Raw genomic sequence first — 20111 nt, 5'->3', positions numbered from 1 at the left:
TACAATAATCCCAACTGGATTTTCGGCAGCATCACCTGGACCGGAGCCTCTGACACCAGTTTCGCAACAGCTGGCAACTGGGATAGCGGTGTAACCCTGGGTCAGTACGACAAAGCTGTGATCGCCAATGCCGCAAGGCAGCCGGTTTTGGCTGGAGCGACACAACTGCTTTCCCTGACCATCCAGAGCGGTTCCACTCTCAATCTGAACGGGCAGAGCATTTCAGTTTCAAGCGCTACTGATAACAGCGGCACAATCGAACTGCAGGGCGGTGAGAGCATCGCTTTCACCGGTGGCATCACTACCAACAATCCCACTTCCACAGTGATTTACCATGGTACGCATAATGACACAGCAGACACCTATAATCTTAAAAGCTGGTTTTATAATCACCTGATCATCTCAGGAGCTGAAGATGGTACAAGCAAAGACACATTCAGGCAGCTGGTCGATTTTTCTGTAGGCGGCAACCTGACAGTGGAAAGCGCAATCCTGGACACTCAAAATCACAACCTTAGTGTAACAGGCGCGACCGGAATTGCAGGCACGCTGAATCCAGGCAGCGCAAACCTTACTTTCAGCAGCCTGGCTCTCAGCGGATCTATCGGTTCAGGCACAGGCATCATTACTGATAATGGCGATTTTTCAATGACGAGCGGAACTTACAACGGCGGGAGCGGGAAAAACACTTTTGGCGGAAATCTCACGATTTCCAGCGGCACATTCAATGCCACGAGCGGAACTCTGGAAGTGACTGGAACAGGCAAGACTCTCAACACGGCAGGCGGTTCATACAGCCATAACGGCGGAGTTTTTGAGATTAAGGGAACAGGCATTTTTAATCTTCGCGGCACCAATACCTTCAACCGGCTGGCCTGCTTCAGCGGCGGGAAGACGATCAACTTTGACGCTGCCGGGATTCAGACTGTCGGATCCCTGGTTCTGCAGGGCGCGAGTGGAAATCCGATCAAGATTGTCTCCTCTTTGGACAACAATGCCGCCCGGATCATCGTTTCAACAGGGACAGCGGAATGTGTGCTGGTCAAAGACTCCAACAATACAGGCACACAGATTTACCCAACAGTTTCTTCCAATCTCGGGAACAACTCAGGATGGATTTTCTCAAACAGCGTCGTCTCCTGGAACGGCAGCGTCTCTTCAGCCTGGAATGCCGGGGGAAACTGGAATCTTGGATCTGTCCCGACCGAATACGACAATGTGACTGTGCCGCTCACAGCAAGGCAGCCTGTATTTGCAGGAAATACGAGGATCAGCAGCCTGACCATCGAAGTCGGTGCCACACTCCATGCGAACGGGAAAACCCTGGAAGCGACCTCAGGTTTTGTAACAGCAGGCACACTGGAAATCTCGGGCTCCATCATCGATGCAGGCATTACACAGCCTTCAATCCTTCCAGGCGCTACCATCAAGTATTCCGGCGGGTCAGGCACTCTATACAACTGGCCCTATCAATGCCTCAAACTCACCGGTCCCGGAAGCAGCTATACAGCTCCGGCCGCTCCCCTCAACGTAGCCGGCGGCCTTGTGGTTGAGACAGATACTACGCTGGAAACCAGAGCCGGCCAGACTGTCACAATCACAGGCGAAACAATCATCAGTGGAACGCTGCGGGAAAACGGGACTGATTTGAGATTCAACGGGGACTTCAACTCCAGCGGATGTTTTCTGGGCAGCAGCGGGAGGCACTATTTCTCCGGAAGCTGGACCAATACCGGTGTTTATACTGCCACAGCCGGAACTACCGAAGTGGTCGGGGCAGGGGAAAGCTGGAATCAGCAGAACATCTATCACCACAATCAGGGCGCAGTAATACTTACCGGATCAGCAGGCAATTCCACTTCATTCACTGGTTCCACCGCCTTCCATAGCTTTAACTGCGATGTGCCGGGCAGAATCATCCGCTTTGATGCAGCCGACTCGAAGCTGCAGTCTTTTGATTCCCTGACTCTCACCGGAGCTGTGGGAAGCCTGATCAGTCTTTTTTCCACCATTGAAGGAGATTCGGCAGAGATCAGCGTTGCAGCGGCTGCAGTCAGCTATGTCTTTGTCAAGGATTCCATGAACACCGGGGACTTGATTGTGCCTGTCCATTCTTCGCTGCTGGGTGACAGTTCGGGCTGGGATTTTTCAGGGATTGTCAGTTCCTGGACCGGCGCATCCGACACAGACTGGGCAAATCCAGGCAACTGGTGCGACGGATTTGTGCCCTCTAGTTTCGACAATGCAGCGCTCTCAGCCCTGGCCAGGCCTGTGCTGTCCGCCTCAGCTTCTGTATCAAGCCTGTCCATCGCTGCAGGCGCCACCCTGCGGACAGGGGACCACGCTTTCACAGTCAGTTCAGGAAAAGCATCCTTTATCGACAACGGCACCCTGGAAGTCAGCGCAGGCCAGTCAGTTACCGAACCAACGCTCAACCCTGGCGCTGAAGTCAGATATACAGGCGGCAGCGGTAACCTCAATCACTGGGGATACCGTAAACTGGAGCTCTGCTCTGCCGGACCGTTCCAGCTCAGCGCTGATCTCAGGGTCGCGGAAACTTTCGAAATTGCCTCAGGCACTCTCAGCACAGGCCTGTTCAATCTTGAGGTCAGCGGGGATTTCAGCAATGCAGGGAGTTTCAGCGGCGGAGCCTGCAGTCACCTGTTTTACGGGAACTGGACGAACAGCGGGACATACACTGCAGCTGCCAGTACAGTTTTCACAGGCGAAGTCACTGCTGCGAACTGCGGCACGTTCAGTCATAACAGCGGGACAGTGGAAGCGGCAGGGGCCGGGAATTTCACGCTGAACGGCAGTTTTGATTTCAATAACTTCGTTTGTACTGTCCCGGCAAAGACTTTGCTTTTCCAGGCCGGCTGCACATACGGGATGGCTGGAGCGCTCAAGATTGTCGGCGGTAATGCCAATCTGATCCGCCTGCGGAGCTCGAGCCTGGGAGTAAGTTTCAGCATCAATGATTGCGGTACAGAGGAAATTTCCTATTCCGATGTATCAGACTGCTCTGCAGTCAACGGAATTACAGCGCATCACAGCAGGGATTCAGGCCACAACAGCAACTGGACCTTCTCTATTTCCACGCTGACCTGGAACGGCACTGCTTCTGACGGGTGGTTCGAGCCGTCCAACTGGGATCTTGGCTATCTTCCCAACATGACAGACAGGGTCGTGATCCAGCCGGCTGCGAATCAGCCGAAACTTACCGCTGAGGTTGAAATCGACAGCCTGGAGATCCAGGCTGGAGCCAGCCTGATACTGAACGGCAATTCACTTGAGGTCACTGAGGGATTCCATAATAACGGTACCCTGGAACTGAACGGCGATGAAGGGTCCGTCCATTTCGCCACAGGCAATGATGCTGATTCTGGGAAGACCAGATTTGTGAAGGATACTGGAACTATCACGATCAAGGATCTTGCGAATTATCATCATCTGGTCTTCGCATCTGCCGGCGACGCCGAATTCAGGCTTCCTGCAGATATCGTTGTCAATTCAACCCTGGAAGTGCAGTCCGGGTTGCTCAACCAGAATGGCAGGCAGATCACGCTTGCAGCCGGCGGAACAGTAGAGAATGACTCCAGTTTCATCGCCATGTCGGGAAATTTAAACTGCCTGGGAAACGCGAGTTTCCTGGGAGCTTGCGACATCAGTTTTCATGATCTGACTGCCGCAACAGCCGGCAGCAGTCTGATTTTTCAGGCAGGCAGGACTTACAATATCGGGGGTGGCCTGAGAATCACCGGCACTGCTGGCCATCTGATCAGGATTCTCTCCACCAGTCCTGGTGGCAGATTCTATCTCGGCGATTCAGGGACTGAAGAGATAAATTTCGTGGATCTGCGGGACTGCACTGCTGTCAATGGAATCACAGCTTACACCAGCAAGGATTCAGGCAATAATTCCGGCTGGACTTTTGTTTCGACCGGCCTGACCTGGAACGGAGCGCTGGGAACCGACTGGGGAACAGGAGGCAACTGGAGTTTCGGCTATGTACCGAATGTCAACGATAAGGTTGAGATCCCGGCTGCAGCAAACGATCCTGTGCTTTCCAGCAATACGACTGTCAGCAGCCTCACGATCGAGACAGGTGCAGTGTTAAGCCTGGGCGGGAAAAATTTTACCGTCAGCGGAGCTTTTGAAAATCAGGGTACTCTACAAGCGTTTGGAACTGAATCAGTGACACTGGACAATGATTTCAACTCAGGCCTGGTTAAATTTATCGGAACCGGCGGGAATATTGTGATTCCCGGGCTCAGGAATTATTACAATCTGGAATTCTCCTCTCTGGGGAATGCCACATTCGAGCTGCCAGTCGGGATCACTGTGGAAAACCGTCTGACATTGACCAGCGGAGCTTTCAGCCCGCATGGAGCTGATCTGATTCTTGAACCCAATGCTGCAATCACCAATAACGCCTGTTTCGTGACTCCTGCTTCCGGTTCTGTGATCTGCAGAGGCAGCGCTACTTTTAACGGGACCGCTGGGATCGGGTTTTATTCGCTCTCCTGCCTGACTCCAGGCAGCCAGCTCAATTTTCTCTCAGGCAAGACATACGGCCTGAATGGAACTCTCTCCATCGCAGGCTCAGCGGACAGCCTGGTTAAATTGAGAAGTTCTGTCCCTGGTTCAAGATTCACGTTCCAGGATAACGGCAGCGAAGAAGTGTCTCTGGCTGATGTAGCGGATTGCGCGGCAGTCAACGGCATCATTGCAGAGTCCAGCCTGGATTCAGGCAATAACCAGAACTGGATCTTCAAATACTTCAGGGCATGGAACAGGCTGACGCTGAATCCTGGGTTTTCTCCAAGGTCACAATCAGCCTGCGCTGTGTTCAACGACAGGGTCTGGCTGATCGGCGGCAGCTCGGCGAGCGATGTCTGGAGCTCAGGCGACGGATCTGCCTGGACCTGCGAAGTGGCGGGCGCTCCATTCGGCCCGAGAACCGGGCATGTCTGCCTTGCTTTCGATAACCAGCTCTTTGTGATCGGCGGCGAAGGCTGCAGTGATGTCTGGGCTTCAGAAGACGGCAGAAACTGGGTTCAGAAGTGCCGGAACCTTCCTTCCGGAGTGATCAAGGATCATGCCGCTGTTGTCTTCAACAACAAGCTCTGGCTGATCGGCGGTGACGGCAACGGCAGCCGGGTCTATTGCTCGGCTGACGGGAAAAACTGGGAAACAGCCGTCGTCTCAGGCCAGTTCGACAGCCATAAGAAGCATTCCTGCGCAGTCTATAAAAATAAAATCTGGCTGTACGGCGGGGATGCGAACCAGGATCTCTGGAATTCCGCTGACGGCTGTCTCTGGACAATGCAGATGAATAACGGCCTTCCCAGGAGGACTGAAATCAGGGGCGGACACGCAGGGATAGCATTCGACGATCTGCTGTGGGTGATCGGTGGCAATGATATTTACGGAAATCCGAAGAACGACTTCTGGCATTCCAGCGATGGAATCAGCTGGATCGAAGAAACAGCCAGCGGATTTTCACCCCGCACTGAGCTGTGCTGCGTGGCATTCCAGGGCAGGATCCTGGCGATTGCGGGGCACACTGACCAGGATATCGACACCAGCGAAGTCTGGCAATCCCCCAGCCTGTTTAAAGACACACTGAGATTTCCTGTGAACACCGTTCTTTCCACCACTGAAGTCACTCTGTCTGAAAGCCAGTCTTTATCCCTCCAGCAGACTGCTGAAATCTATTTCAGCGATGGTTCTCACCTCAGCGGAGATCTTTCATGGTCGCTCGAACACGGCAGCGGCGACCTCAACGGCTTCATATACTCAGCACCGGGCAGCTGCGCGACAGCTGAGCTTTCAGCGGCCTACACTTACCAGACAGAGACCTTCAGACGCAGCCTGGCAGTATATACCAGGGTGAAAGTGCCTGCCTCATTCAGCCTGAAAACAACGGAAATCACCCTTTGTACCAATCAGTCCTGCCTCCTTGAACCCACTACTGAAGTCATTTTTATCGACGGCTCCAGATCGGTCTGCAGCCTGAACTGGTCGATCAAGTCAGGATACGGGACCATCGGCAGCGGATCTTACTTTGCACCCGGAATCCCCGGGAACGCGGAGCTGACAGCCGGATATACCTTCAATTCTGTAACCGCAGCCCGGACCCTGACTGTGCACATTTTGAGCCAGGGATCCGACTGGATCAGCGCCAGGGAGGATCCGGGCTTCAGTCCAAGGATCAGGGCTGCAGGTTCGGCTTTCAACAACAAGCTGTGGGTGGTCGGCGGCAGCTCGACGAGCGACGTCTGGAGTTCGGCTGACGGCTGGAGCTGGACCTGCGAAACCTCGAGCGCACAGTTCGGGGTCCGGAACGGGCACACCTGCCTGGTTTTTAACGGCAGGCTGTGGGTGATCGGCGGCAGCGGCTTCAAGGATGTCTGGAGTTCTGTTGACGGCAGGACCTGGAATCTATCCACCTCCAATATGCTGAGCGGCAATGTAGGCTATCATTCCAGCGTGGTTTTTAACGGGAAAATGTGGATCATCGGCGGTGAAAACAATGATTCCAGGGTCTGGTATTCTTCAGAAGGAGTACTCTGGAATTCAGCCACCATCACAGCCCAGTTCGGACACAGGGTCGGGCATGCCAGCGTAGTCTTCAACAACAGGATCTGGGTGATCGGTGGAGACGGCTGTGCTGATGTCTGGAGCTCGGCTGACGGCATATACTGGACACAGGCTGTGCTCTCCGCTCCGTTTGGAGTCAGGACAGGTCATTCCTGTGTAGTATACAATGACAGGATCTGGCTGATCGGCGGCGGGCCTGACTCGAGCACTCCTCTCAACGACATCTGGTATTCCACGGATGGAGCGAACTGGGTTAAATATCAGGAAAACGCCGGGTTCAGCCCAAGGACCGGCCAGACTGCAATTGCCTTCGGAGGATACATCTGGGTGATCGGCGGGGGAGACACAGGCAGCACAGGAGCCAGATCCGATGTCTGGTATTTCAAAACAGCAGCAGAGCAGGGCGCTTCTTCGAATCAGATCCCCCTGAAATCCGGCTGGAATCTGATTTCTCTGGGCCTGACCCCTCAGCAGGGAAGCATAGAGGTGATTTTCCGTGATCTGACCAGGCTGAGATATGTGATGGGATTCATGCGTAACCCGACTGACCTTCAAAACGAAGGTTTCAAGACTTATATGAACATCGATAATCTCAGGCAGTTCAGCACTCTGCTCACCATGGACGGATATCACGGCTACTGGATCTACATGACAGGAGACGAGACCCTGGAAGTTTCAGGGGTTCCGATCCAGACGGACAGCCGGATCAACCTGTTTGCCGGCTGGAATCTGGCTGGCTACTGGATCGATAAAAAACCTCTTCCACAGCAGCTCAGCCAGACCTACACTGTGATCGATTCGATCTTCAATGCTCCGCTGGTGAATGGAGCAAGCGCCAGATACATCATGGGTTTTTATCGCACAACAGTTGACGGGCCTGAAGGATTCCGCACTTTCATGAACACCGGCAGCATCGGGTTTTCCACCTTGAATTCCCTGACTCCCTGCCAGGGTTACTGGATTTTCATGATCGGGAACGGAACCCTTGATTACAGTTACAGGATACAGAATTGAAGATCTGGATTTTATTATTTTTTGCAGCTGTCACTTCGGTTTATGCAGGCTCTGAAACCGCAGCCAGGCAAGTGACTGTCTCAACAGCCGAAGCAGGAACCGGAATGGCCGTTGAAATAACGCCTGAGGTGAAGATGGAGTTCTGCTTCATACCTGCGGGGAAATTCTGGATGGGAAGCCCTGCCGGACAGGGAGAGAACGACGAACATCCCAGCCATGAAGTAAACATCACGAAAAGCTTCTGGATCGGGAAATATGAGGTGACCCAGGCCCAGTGGACTGCGGTGCTTGGATCAAATCCATCCTGTTTCGAGGGGATGCAGAAGCCGGTCGAACTGGTCTCATGGGCTGACTGTCAGGAATTCATCAAAGCCCTGAATCTGGCTGGAAAGGGAACTTATCGTCTGCCCACTGAAGCGGAATGGGAATTTGCCTGCCGCTCTGGCAGCAATACATTGTATTACTGGGGAGATAAGATCAAGGGGGATTACTGTCTGTTCAGTGACTTGAATTTTGATGAAACCCAGGATGTAGGGCAGAAGCTGCCAAACGGATGGGGTCTCTACGACATGAGCGGCAGCGTCAGGGAATGGTGTGCTGACTGCTATTCCCCTGAATATTACTCAGGCAGCCCGAAAAACGATCCTCCAGGCCAATACCTGGACGACAACCGGGTGATCAGGGGCGGTTCCTGGCGCAGCTTCGCACGGTGCTGCAGATCAGCTTTCCGCGATTCGCTCGTACCTACTGGAAAATGCGATGACCTCGGCCTGCGCCTTGTCTATACTCCGTAAGATATTTCAGTCATCCGGAAAAAATGCAGGTGCAGAGGTCTTTGTGGGCTGTGACCCAGTTTTTTACAATCAGAGCCCGCTCCAGCATGAATCTGGGGTCTTCGGCTTGCAGGGATTTAGCCTCAGAATCATTCCGCCTGCCTGTGAATCTGCCGTGTTCGAACAGCAGGCTGAAATCAGCAAATCTGATTTCCAGGTTCTGCTGCCTGAAATTCCGGATAAAGACCTGGGCCTGGCAGAATCTTTCGCAGAATTCAGACAATTGTTTCAGCTTCTCTGCCAGTTCGAATTCCTGCTTTTCCGAATGGGCCTGCATCCTCTCTTCAATCCTGCTGCGGATCAACCCGGAGCTGCCATTTAAAAAATCGGTCGCCTGGCTGCTGATTTCCTGATACTGCTCTCTGCTGATCTTTTGAAAACAGGGACCTGAGCATTTCCCGATCCCATAATAAAAACATCTGTTTGCCGGGACATCGCTGACGCAGTTCCTGAATTTCAGATTAGCAGAGCAGATTTCCCGGATCTGTTCAGCCAGGAACCTGTCCTTAAAGGGGCCGAAATACTCAGCGTAATTCCCTGCATCATTCAATCCTATGATGCGGAGACATGGAAATGATCCGCAAGTCATTGCAAGATAAACATATTCTGAGCAGTTCTTCTGTTTGATGTTGTAAAGCGGACGATGCTTCTTGATCAGGGAATCCTCAAGCAGCAAGGCTTCAAGTTCGCATTCAACGGTGATTGTTTCGATCCGGCTGACTTTGATCTTCTTCTTCTGTGCGACTGTTTTATCCCTGGGTGTGCTGAAATAACTGCGTACCCTGTTCTTCAGATTCACGGATTTCCCAATATAAATTATTTTATCTGTATTTCCGTAGAAGATATAGACACCAGGTAGTTCGGGTAAAGCGGGAAGTTTTTCAGATTCAGGCAGAACACAGCCATCGCTCTGGATGCCTTTTTTATAGTAGATTTTGCGATTGAGCTGGATTATCATCTGATCAGGCGCAGCTTCTTTGATGATTCCGGAATCCGGGATATTTTCGCATGATATCCGCACTATCGAGCGGCAGGGGAGACTTTCGAACATCTGCTTAAACCTGGATTTGAGATCAACCGGGTCAGAGCTATTCAGATCCAGACTGATCATTTCCCTGGCAGGCAGAGGACTGAATTCGTATTTCAGGCTTGGGAGTTTCTCCTGCTCCAGTTCCAACAGGTAAAATCCTTTCTGCTCGTTTTTTTCAGCAAATGAAGTGCGTTCTATTGATCCGGCATAAATCACAGGGATCAGCCTGTCGCCTGACTGATGCGCAAGCACTTGAGACCTGTGGATGTGGCCTGCCAGAATGCAGTCATATCCGTCAGGCAGATCGCAGGCTCTGATCACATCCGGTCCATACCTGAAGGTAAAGTTTGAAGGTCCGACCTGCGCTCCTTCAATTGATTCATGCAGGCAGAGCAGATTGAAGTCAGCCTTGACCTGATCCTGTTTGAAAGCTGCAATGATTCCGCTGAACTTGTCTCTGACCCCGTTCCCAATGAAAGGAATCCCGTCAATCCTGAGGCTTAGATTTCTGATCTTCAGCCTGATTGACTCAGGAGCAGAAAACACATGCAGATCAGGATGCTGCAGCAGGAGAGAGAGAGGCAGGCGGGAGCGTTCATGATTGCCTGGAATGATCAGAAATGGAATCCTGTGCCTCATGAAACGCGAAAGCATTGAAAAGGCCATCTGTTCGATTTTATTGGAAATTTTACTTCTAAAAAAGAAGTCGCCGCCATGAATGATCAAGTCTGCTGATCTGTCAACCGAAATCTGCAGGGCAAGTTCGAAGTTATCGAAAAAATCCTTGCCCCTGCGGCCCTGGTGGTTTTCAGACCTGACAGGATAGTCAAAGCCAAGGTGCGTATCTGATAAAAAGGCGATTCTGAGCAGGCTGTTTGCAGGCATGTACAAATGATAACCATGATCAGAGAAAATGTTAATTTAAAATTAATCTAGTGGCGAACCACTGGGTCTCCCGGTGCTGCTTGACATCTTTCTCTTTTAGAGTAATAATATAAATAAGTGAGCGTTCATTCAATAAAAAAGGGGGTGAATGCCTTTGGTTCAGAAAGCATGATCATGTCAGATCTGCTTGTGACAATGTCTTATTTTCTGAAGAGGAGGGTAACATGAACTGCCCATTCTGCGGAAAAACGATCGAAATTTACACAGAGCGCTGCCTATCCTGCGGACGAAGCTTTGACTCTGAGTTTATCAAAAAGCTCAGGAGCGAGTATGAAATGGATGATTTCAAGCTGGAAATAGCACTGGGCCAGAAATGGCTTCTGATCATCGGCATTGTGACAATGATTTTCGGTATCGGGTTTTTTCTGAAATATTCGATCGAACAGGGCTGGATCCCTCCTGAAGGAAGAATCGCGCTGACTTACTTCTGGGGGCTGGCATTTGTAATTGCAGGCAACTTTTTCAGGAGCAGAGGAATGAGTGCTTACGGACAACTGATCGTCGCAGCAGGATCAGTTGTGCTCTATTTTGCGACCTATGCCGGATTCCATATTTATCATCTTTTCCCGGCAGGGCTGTCATATCTGCTGATGGCAGTTACAACAGCCCTGGTCACCGGCCTGGCAGTTGCATATGACAGTTATGGCCTGGCTTTGCTTGGTTTCCTGGGTGGTTTTTTCACTCCAGTGATGCTCTATTCAGACAGTGATTACTACGCTGCAAACCTTGCTTATCTCGCGATTTTGAATCTTGGAATTCTCGGGATCGCATTTTACAAGCGATGGGGCAGTCTGAACACGATCGGGTTCATCTCAACTTATCTGCTTTTCTCGATCTGGTTTATGAATAATTATGGTCCTGAGGATTTCTGGCTCACTGTCCTGTTTCTGAATGTTTACTATCTGATTTACAGTGTTTCGCCATACCTGAACGAATTCATTCTGGGAAGTAAGGAAAAAGCTGCAGGCACAGGCTTGATCATGACCAACTCGTTCCTCGCTTTCGGTTACAACTATTACATGATCAGCAATTTTCTGCAGCTGGAATACGTCGGCATAGTTTGTCTGCTCTATGCCATGACATTTTTCCTGATGGCTCTGCACTCATATTCTTCAGGCTTGAAAAACAGCGCTGCTTTCGCCAATTTCACAGCCAACTGCGCACTGTATCTGCTGATAGCCGTTCCTGTCGTATTTTCCAGCCACTGGGTCACTATTTTTTTCTCTGCACAGGCTCTGGTGCTTCTGTATCTAGGAAGACAGCTTTCTCTGCCCGGATACGTGGTCAGCGCACATGCGCTTCTTGTTTTCACGCTCTTCCAGTTCTTCACATACGATTACAGCGAGATTTTCCGGCTGCAGCCCACTGACCTGTGCTTCACTGACGGATACATGCAGCAGTTTGGAGAGCGCTTCTGCACCTCTGGCCTGCTTTTATTTGTGCTCTATCAGTTCGCCGGATTTTTACGCTCTTTCCATCATGAGGACGTCCAGGCCGGTAACCCTGAACAGCTGTACAGCGGATACTCCGCTTTCTTCACTGTATTCTGCCTGGTACTGTTCGCTGTTCTCAATATCGAGACCTCGGCCTGGTTCCACGATTTCATGTCTGCAGGCAGAGTCACAGCCTTTTCAGTAGTCTGGTCCCTGTATGCCGCAGGACTGATGCTTTACGGGATTTTACAGGATGTCGTGATTCTGCGCAGGGTCTCTCTCGCGATTCTGATGCTGACCCTGATCAAAGTTTTTCTGATCGACATTTCGCACATCAGCACTCCGTTCAGGATTCTGTCTTTCATCACTCTGGGCCTGGTACTGATAGTCTCTTCTTACCTGTACACTGCTTTTGAAAAAAAGATCATGCCTAAAATGCCATGGAGCGAAACATGATCAGGCTGCTTGCGATTCTGATTCTCTGCTGCCTGTGGCCTCTGGCTGCAGGCAGCCGGGAATCTGTGAATGTGGCAGGGAGCTGCCGGAATGTCACATCGACTTCTGAATCCGCTCTTGAGCCACCTACCTCTGAAATCATGCTGACTGCAGTGGACAGGGTTGTGCAGGACAAGCCGCTTCTGATCTGCCTGATGCTCCTTCTTATCGCTGGAATCGGAACCAGCCTTTACAGGATTTCCGGGATCAATGAAAAAGGCAGGGAAAAACAGGATTGCGGAGTGCGGAAATAAAGAGTTCTGACGTTTCTGCAAAATGGAACAAGATGCCGCTTGAAAGGCGGGGTTGACGCATTGACATAAGTCGATTCGCGGATAAGATTAAATTAAGGGGCAAAGACCTCTGGAAAAGCAAAAGTATAAGGGGGACTGTATGTCAAAAATCATCATCGCAATCCTGATCGCTCTATTCACAATCTCTGCCTATGCCGAAGGATTCAGGCTGGGAATTTCCGACTCAGCAGTCACGTCCATCATGAGTGAATCCTGCATTCAATACAATGGAACAGCTAAAGACCCTAAGATCACTTTCCTGCAGAACGGAACTTTTGATTATGAATTTACAGCCAATATGCTCGGCGAGCGGGCCATGAAGATCTCCGGTGATATCGTGGTTAACAGCGACGGCTCTCTGACCATCAGATTCTCGCAGTTTCTCAGCAATGGAACCCAGCTCGGCCCGGTGCAGATGAAAATCGCCATGAAACAGCTGGTGTCTGAAACCAACCGGATCGCCCAGGAATCAGGCGCCAAGTACCAGGTGGAGCAGGTAACTGCATCAGGGTGTAAGGGAGCAGTCAAACTGGTGATGGCTGCATCTCCGGTTCAAGTCGCAACTTTAAAGCAGGCAAAAATTATTGATGGCTACCTGATGCTGTCTGACAGTGAGATTAATGGAACACCCAAGGGAGCTGATATCGAATATACGGTCAGCGAGACTTTGATCAATAAAGCGCTCTCTGCAGTGATTCCTCAGCTCTCGGCAGGCAATCTCTCAGCCCTGAAACTGGTAATCGACCCTGCGCAAGTGAAAACTGAAATCACAACCAAAGACAGCAAAAAAGTCAAGATCAATTTCGCAGTGGCTGTGCCTGATCAGAATCGCCTGGAGCTGACTGCCTCAGGACTTGACCCGCAGGCTGACGCAGAGCAGATACTCAAGAACGCCCCGGATTTTGTGAATGCTCTGATCACACTTGGCCAGAATCCAGGTTCCCAGTCCGCCTTCAGTCTGGAAGGCCTGAAAATAGTCGGAAAGCTCGATGGCCTGATCAAGCTGCCAGGCAAACTCAAGGCAGGGCTGACTACAGTTCAGCTCAGCCAGGGTTCTCTGACAGCCGGCATCATGATCAACTGACATTAAGTTTGTAAGTCTGGTAAACAGGGGATTTGTGCTCTAATCAGCTCAAATCCCTTTTGCTGCTCCTGATTTGAAATTTACCGGATTCATCGTCAATCTGAGTATCTCAGACAACCGATTGCTGACATAAATGTGCAGTTTTGCGTTACTAGGGATATAATACCTGTAATCAAGCTAAGACCGGAAAAGGAGTTCAATCATGGCTAAGATACTGGGCAGCCTGAAACCGCAGCCGCTCTGGGATATTTTCGAATCAATCTGCAAGGTGCCGCATCCGTCCAAACATGAGGAGAAACTGATTAAATTCATTCTGGAGTTTGCAAAAGAGCATCAGATCGAAGCATTCCAGGAAAAAAGCGGGAATGTAATTATGCGGAAACCTGCAGCTCCAGGTATGGAAAAACTGAAAGGCGTGATTCTGCAAAGTCATCTGGACATGGTACCCCAGAAAAACAGCGATTCCAGCCATGATTTTTACAAGGACCCGATTGTACCGAGAATTGAAGGCAGGTTTGTCAAAGCTACAGGCACTACTCTCGGCGCTGACAACGGGATCGGCATCGCCGCTTCGCTTGCCCTGATGGCCTCGAAGAACATCAACCATGGCCCGCTGGAATGCCTGATGACATTTGACGAAGAATCAGGCCTGACAGGCGCCTTGAAACTGGAAAGCGGAAGCTTGAAAGGCAAAATTTTATTGAACCTTGACTCTGAAGCTCATGGGGAGCTTTTCATCGGCTGCGCAGGCGGGCAGAACACCACAGGCAGGATCAGATACAAGGTAGAGTCTGCAGGCAGCAACATGAAGGCATTCCACCTCGCTGTCAAAGGCTTGAAAGGCGGCCATTCAGGAGTGGACATCCACCTGGGCCGCGGCAATGCGATCAAGCTCATCACCCGGGTGCTCTGGAATGCTGCCAGGGATTTTGGTATCAGGATCACAGAGCTGAAAGGCGGCACTCTGCGTAACGCGATCCCACGTGAGGCGTTCGCCCTGGTCGCTGTACCAGCTGAAATGCAGAAGGGTTTTTCAGAATTCGTCTCCAGATTCGCGGATACAGCCGCCCTGGAACTGGCTGCTGTCGACCCTGGCGTCAGCATCACGATGGAGCCGGCCCCAATGCCTGACAATGTGATAGTAAAAGTCAGCCAGAAGAAGATCCTGAATGCCCTTTACTCCTGCCCGAACGGCGTGTTCAGAATGAGCTCCGAGATGGAAGGGCTGGTGGAAACTTCGAATAATCTCGCGATGGTCAAAGCGGAAAAAGGTGAGTTTCAGATTGCCACACTGCAGAGAAGCTCTGTGGATTCGCAGAAGGACGATATAGCTTTCATGATCGCAAGCGTGCTGGATCAGGCTGGCGCTAAGTATGACAGCAGCAGTTCTTACCCTGGCTGGAAACCGGATCTGAATTCTGAAATCCTGGATCTGATGAAAAAAGTCTTCAAGAAGATGTATGGCACAGAACCTGGCGTAGCTGCGATTCACGCAGGCCTGGAATGCGGGCTGTTCAAATCCGTTTATCCGCACTGGGACATGATTTCCTTCGGACCCTCGATCCATTCCCCGCACTCGCCTGATGAGAGTGTGGAAATCGAGTCAGTCGGGAAGTTCTGGGATCTGCTGATAGAAACTTTGAAGAATATCCCAAAGAAGAGCTGAATTCAGTTTCAGATATCTTCCAGAATCCGGCTTGGGAGTAGACAGCCCATCAGATCAGAATGCCTCAATGCTTGTCTGCTGGAATGGATTCCACCAGCTTTTCAATCGCTGATACTATCATCAGTTCAGCTTCACCTCTCGGTTTTTTAGATTCATTCAGGGTTTTCCGGCGTACTTTGAGCCAGGATTGGCTGCAATTTTCATTGGATGCGATCATTTTCAAGGCATCTAACCCGATCAGGGAAATTTTTCGCAAGCTTTCTGATAAAGGTTTGATTTCCCGGAGAACCGGGTTTTTATTAATCACAGGCAGGAGCAGAGCGTGGTTTTCAGCCCAGAGTTTGAAACTATCCGTGATTTCCAAAGCCAGAGCCTGATCTTTGCTTTTCAGGAAGTGGTCTACCTCATTCCTGAACTTTCTGGCTGCAGGAGCGTCAGGGACTGCGGTGTCCACAACCCTGGTCAATGGAGTAGTGCTGCTGTATTTAGTACCAAGAGAATGCCGCTTGTATTCCTTGACAGGCTCAATCACGTCGATCAGCACTTTCAGATTAGCGGTTTCGGCTCCACCACAGAGCCTGCGCATGAACATTTCCTGGTTTTTCCGGTGAGTCAAACCGATTTCTTCCAGCTGCAGGCTGACAATCTCGAGTCTGCGATACATTTCAGCCAGATCGCGGACATTTTGAGGGGACCAGAATCGCTCGGCAATCGCGGCAGTTCTGGGCCAGATCCTGGAATCTATGTTGTCAGGAGATACCAGTTCGCTCCACATCGTGGCTTCGCCGCCTAAAATGAACTTCTTTTCTTCATCAGTCAGAGTCAGGCTTGCTGGAGCCGGATCATTCAGATAATGAAATTCAGCAGACTGGATCAGGTCTATGTAATACCCGTTGGACAGCAGGCTGTAATAACCAAGTTTTGCTGATTCTGCAAGGGATTTCTGGCCGCGCCAGGACTGGACAACTATGGTTTTCGGAAGGTCAGGCTGGAAAATCTCGTCCCAGCCGATCATTTTTTTGCCGTATTTAGTTAAAATCGCGAGCAGGCGTTTGTTGAAATAGGCTTGAAGGCTATGCCTATCCTTGAGCTGATTTTTAACCATGAAATCCTGGATCTGCTGATTCGCTGCCCATTGCCTGCCATTATTTTCATCTCCTCCGATGTGCAGATACTGATCAGGAAACAGCGCTGACATTTCCGCGAAAAATTTATCAAAAAAAGCATAAGTTTCTTCCAGGCTGGGGTTGAAAGTCGGGTTAAAGACTCCCCATTTCCTCTCTATCGCATATGGACCAGGTGCACTCGCGAGCTCAGGATGAGCAACCAGCCAGCTGGTGGAATGACCTGGCAGGTCGAATTCAGGGATCACCCTGATCCCTCTCATGGCAGCATAGCTGATCAGATCCCTGATCTGATCCTGGGTGTAGTAATTGCCGTCAGAACATAAACGATGCAGTTCAGGCAGAGTCAGGCATTCCACCCTGAAGCCCTGATCATCGCTTAGGTGCAGGTGCAGCACATTCAGTTTGAGGGAAGCCATGGCATCCAGATTGCGCTTCAGCACTTCCAGAGGCATGAAATGCCTGCTCACATCTATCAACAGGCCTCTCCAGGGAAACCGGGGTTTGTCATTGATGGTAATTTCAGGAAAATAGTAATCCTGTTCGTCGGATGCGAGAAGCTGGAGCAGGGTTTCCAGCCCATGCAGAGCTCCCAGTTCAGTCGGGCTCTGGAGTATGATTTTACCTGGATTGACAGTCAGGCTGTATGATTCGTCCTCAAACAGTTCAAGTTTGCCAGGCTGATCGCAGGTAATGTTGAAAACGGAATTGACTGCAGGAGAGCCTGAAAAGGCAAATCCGGTTCTGCCTGAGAGACGGGCGAGCATTCGCTTTACTCCCTCAGAGACTATCTCTCCTGCAGCACCGCTAGGAGCGACTGTGAACCCCTGACTCAGCCTGAACTTACCGCTTCCGGATTTCTGCTGGTCAGGTACAGGCATCAGATTGTTGGCAGACAGGGAAAAAGTCAAAATGCTTGCCATTACAACTAAAATTCCGATTCCAGGTATTCCGGATCTCATGCTGCCTCCAATTCGAACCATTCAATATGTTGAGCACAAATCTTCTGATTTGCTGGAAATGATTGTATTATACAAAAAATTCACAATTCTTTCCTGCAGAACAATACTGCAGTGGATACTGGCTGTGGTTGAGGCTGTCTGAAAGTCAGAGCAGAAAGTTGCTGCGGGTTTTAATTTTCCGGGTATAATTAAAATTGTAAAAGCATAAAAATAAAAGTATAAGAGCAACAAGAGTATGGGGGGAGTATGAAATCTAATCAGCTGTTCATCGTTCTCCTGGTCATCATTTTCACAGCAACATCCCTTGCTGCAGGTGGCATCCAGTCCATGCTGACAGAATACGCATCAGTCTCTGGAGCTAGAATCGCGATGCAGGCAGCAGTCGAGCAGGGTCTGGCCAATGAGGCTGACCTCGCTGAACTTTATCAGGCTGAAGAAAATCTGGGCCGCGAAATTGAAGAGCTGCTCAAGCAGGACAGCGATGTGGCTCAGGAAGTTTATCGCTACCTGGTGGCAGGTTCCACCCGTTCCCAGCTTCAGATCTACAAGCGCTTTTTCGCAGTGGGAAATCAAAAAGGCGAGCGCCTGTTTGAACTGGCCTCTGAGAGAGTAAAAGAAGCGCAGCTTGAAGAATTCGACAATCCGTTTGAAGGATATGCCACTGCAGGCGGTGCCTGCATCTTTACTGACCCTGACTTCGCATCCACAAAGACCTTTGCCAGGAGCGGAGACAAACTTACAGTGACCGGAGTTTCAGGCAGTTTCTACCGTGTATCTGTCAATGGCGCTACAGGGTTCATCCATGAAAGCCAGCTGGCTGCCGGATCAGATGAAGCCGCTTTCCTGGTAGATAAAGGATATAGAGGACAGACAGGCACTGTGACAGCTTCCAGCCTGAATGTCAGGAAGGGTCCGGGCACTCAGTACGCCATTGTCTGCAGCCTCAGTAACGGTACAGTTGTCACAATCCTTGAAACCCAGAGCGGCTGGCACAAGGTCAATGCACCCAATGGAAAAACAGGCTGGGCTGCAGGCAATTACATCAAGATTACAGATAACAATGTTCCTGACAACAATGTTCCAGATAACAACAATAACGATGTTGTACCTGGCGGGGACATTCCCCCGAATCTCGGGGCTTTCAAAAAGATCGACAATCAGAAGCCGACTTATTACTGCACTGCCAGAGAGGCTGAATTTTCAGGCGGGGGCAGCAAGCAGATCATGTCCACCTCAGGCAAAGTGATTGCCACTGTCTGCGGCAAGTTCTATAAAGATCTCTGCATGGAAGGCAGCGGAATCCTCAATGACAACCGTTGCGTGTCCTGGGTGGCCAATTACAAGTTCCAGGTCGCTCCCGCGGGCTGCAAAGGCATCACAGCAAGCGGCAAATGGGTGGTGACTTTCCATACCCTCGCAGTCAATAAAAAGGAATTACCTTTCGGAGGCGTTTATTACATCCCGAAAACCAGAGGCATGAAAATGCCGAACGGCGAAACCCATGACGGCTACTGGTTCGCCCATGATACTGGCGGCGCTTTTACGAGCGCCCACAACCGTATCGACATGTACACAGACCAGAGGAAATGGGTCAACTGGATGGAATCGAACCTGGTCGGTTCCCTGAAACCGCTCGAAGTCTGGCGCGTTGACAATGCAACCAAAGAACAGGTATACGCAAAATACAAGCAGTTTCTCGGTAAGTAAACAGTGAAAATCCTGATCATGCTCTTGACTGCCTCAATCTTCAGATTGCAGGCAGTTTCTTTTAGGATTGATAATATCTGCAGCATCCTTTCACCCGTATTTCAGGAAGTAATTGAAAAGGAGCAGGCACAATGAAACTGGCAGACATAGACAGGAACACTGAACCTACCTTTTTCCGCTGTATGCATGACGAGCGGCCGGAAAACCCGGAAGTGATCTCTCTGCGCCGCAGCTGGTACGCCCGTTTCAAGGATAAAGGCCTGCGCACCAAAGTGTTGCTGCGCGAAGACGGCAGGGTTGTAGGCTTGACCCAGTATCTGCCTGTGGAACATTCTCCGCTTACTGGCAGGGATCTGTTCGTGATTCTCTGCATAGCTGTGCATGGATACGAACACCTGGTAGGCAATCAGCAGGGAAAAGGCTATGGCAGATTCATGCTGGACTGCATCGAACAGGACGCAAGGGCGGCAGGCGCCAAAGGGATTGCTGCCAGGGCAGACCAGCTGCCTGATTATCCGCAATGGAGCAGCGCTCCGTTTTTTGAACACATGGGATATTCCAGGGTGGAAACCAGGGGGCCGCTGGTTCTGATGTGGAAGAAGTTCAAGAGGAGCGCCAGACCTCCGGCAATGCCTGTCCTGGTGCCTCTGCCTCTACCAGACCCTGAAAAAGTGAAAGTCACTGTGTTCACAACCGGCTGGTGCAGCGTGGACTGCGCCAACTGCCTGTCTGCCAGGAGTGCAGTGGCAGGGCTTGAAAATGTGGACTATCAGGAGATAGACACCTCAGACAGGGCCAATCTTTTATCACACGGGATCGACGATGCAGTGCTTTTGAACAATGCTCCATTCAGGGAGTATGGAAATCCCTGGAAGTCCGAAGATTTAAGGGCTGCGATACTGGGTCATATCTGAAATACATG

The 20111-nt window shown here is 50.7% G+C and carries 10 protein-coding genes; 8 read left to right on the top strand and 2 right to left on the bottom strand.

The features are described from left to right. Together PHW04_13415 and PHW04_13410 are read left to right on the top strand one after the other, a co-directional pair. On the top strand, window positions 1-7617 hold a 7617-nt coding region (locus PHW04_13415), incomplete at its 5' end, for a hypothetical protein (GenBank protein MDD2716886.1). Continuing rightward, complete coding sequence (locus PHW04_13410; GenBank protein ID MDD2716885.1) at window positions 7614-8411, top strand: formylglycine-generating enzyme family protein; 798 nt, start codon at window positions 7614-7616, stop codon at window positions 8409-8411. The genes PHW04_13415 and PHW04_13410, both read left to right, overlap by 4 nt. Before the next feature lie 10 nt (window positions 8412-8421). Here PHW04_13410 and PHW04_13405 read toward each other — a convergent pair whose 3' ends face one another. After that, window positions 8422-10365, bottom strand: a complete 1944-nt coding sequence (locus tag PHW04_13405) for a metallophosphoesterase (GenBank protein MDD2716884.1) — start codon at window positions 10363-10365, stop codon at window positions 8422-8424. Window positions 10366-10589: 224 nt separating this feature from the next. On the opposite strand from PHW04_13405, the gene PHW04_13400 reads away from it, so the two are divergent. From PHW04_13400 to PHW04_13385, 4 genes are all read left to right on the top strand, one after another. After that, the gene (locus PHW04_13400) at window positions 10590-12314 is read left to right on the top strand and encodes a DUF2339 domain-containing protein (GenBank protein ID MDD2716883.1); all 1725 of its coding nucleotides are present in this window, start codon (window positions 10590-10592) and stop codon (window positions 12312-12314) included. Next, the gene (locus PHW04_13395) at window positions 12311-12607 is read left to right on the top strand and encodes a hypothetical protein (protein ID MDD2716882.1); all 297 of its coding nucleotides are present in this window, start codon (window positions 12311-12313) and stop codon (window positions 12605-12607) included. Before PHW04_13400 ends, PHW04_13395 begins: the two co-directional genes overlap by 4 nt. A gap of 139 nt (window positions 12608-12746) precedes the next feature. Further along, on the top strand, window positions 12747-13730 hold the full coding sequence (locus tag PHW04_13390) for a hypothetical protein (protein MDD2716881.1): 984 nt from the start codon (window positions 12747-12749) through the stop codon (window positions 13728-13730). A gap of 202 nt (window positions 13731-13932) precedes the next feature. Beyond that, entirely contained in the window at window positions 13933-15396 is a 1464-nt protein-coding gene (locus PHW04_13385; protein MDD2716880.1) for an aminoacyl-histidine dipeptidase, read from the top strand. Between the two features lie 64 nt (window positions 15397-15460). Here PHW04_13385 and PHW04_13380 read toward each other — a convergent pair whose 3' ends face one another. Then, window positions 15461-17482: a family 20 glycosylhydrolase gene (locus PHW04_13380; GenBank protein MDD2716879.1), complete on the bottom strand. Its 2022-nt coding sequence runs from the start codon at window positions 17480-17482 to the stop codon at window positions 15461-15463. A 246-nt stretch (window positions 17483-17728) separates the two neighbouring features. On the opposite strand from PHW04_13380, the gene PHW04_13375 reads away from it, so the two are divergent. Together PHW04_13375 and PHW04_13370 are read left to right on the top strand one after the other, a co-directional pair. Further along, entirely contained in the window at window positions 17729-19189 is a 1461-nt protein-coding gene (locus tag PHW04_13375) for an SH3 domain-containing protein (protein MDD2716878.1), read from the top strand. A 131-nt stretch (window positions 19190-19320) separates the two neighbouring features. After that, complete coding sequence (locus PHW04_13370; GenBank protein ID MDD2716877.1) at window positions 19321-20103, top strand: GNAT family N-acetyltransferase; 783 nt, start codon at window positions 19321-19323, stop codon at window positions 20101-20103. The last annotated feature ends 8 nt before the right edge of the window (window positions 20104-20111 follow it).

This window comes from Candidatus Wallbacteria bacterium (genome assembly GCA_028687545.1).
Taxonomy (GTDB): domain Bacteria; phylum Muiribacteriota; class JAQTZZ01; order JAQTZZ01; family JAQTZZ01; genus JAQTZZ01.
The sequence above is the reverse complement of the archived record's forward strand: the minus strand, read 5'-3'. Positions and strand labels throughout refer to the sequence as shown.

Bases quoted from the DNA above. Each gene is read 5' to 3' on its own strand.
- PHW04_13390 (MDD2716881.1), top strand. From the start codon at position 12,747: ATGTCAAAAATCATCATCGCAATCCTGATCGCTCTATTCACAATCTCT.
- PHW04_13400 (MDD2716883.1), top strand. From the start codon at position 10,590: ATGAACTGCCCATTCTGCGGAAAAACGATCGAAATTTACACAGAGCGC.
- PHW04_13385 (MDD2716880.1), top strand. From the start codon at position 13,933: ATGGCTAAGATACTGGGCAGCCTGAAACCGCAGCCGCTCTGGGATATT.
- PHW04_13380 (MDD2716879.1), bottom strand. From the start codon at position 17,482: ATGAGATCCGGAATACCTGGAATCGGAATTTTAGTTGTAATGGCAAGC.
- PHW04_13405 (MDD2716884.1), bottom strand. From the start codon at position 10,365: ATGCCTGCAAACAGCCTGCTCAGAATCGCCTTTTTATCAGATACGCAC.
- PHW04_13370 (MDD2716877.1), top strand. From the start codon at position 19,321: ATGAAACTGGCAGACATAGACAGGAACACTGAACCTACCTTTTTCCGC.
- PHW04_13395 (MDD2716882.1), top strand. From the start codon at position 12,311: ATGATCAGGCTGCTTGCGATTCTGATTCTCTGCTGCCTGTGGCCTCTG.
- PHW04_13375 (MDD2716878.1), top strand. From the start codon at position 17,729: ATGAAATCTAATCAGCTGTTCATCGTTCTCCTGGTCATCATTTTCACA.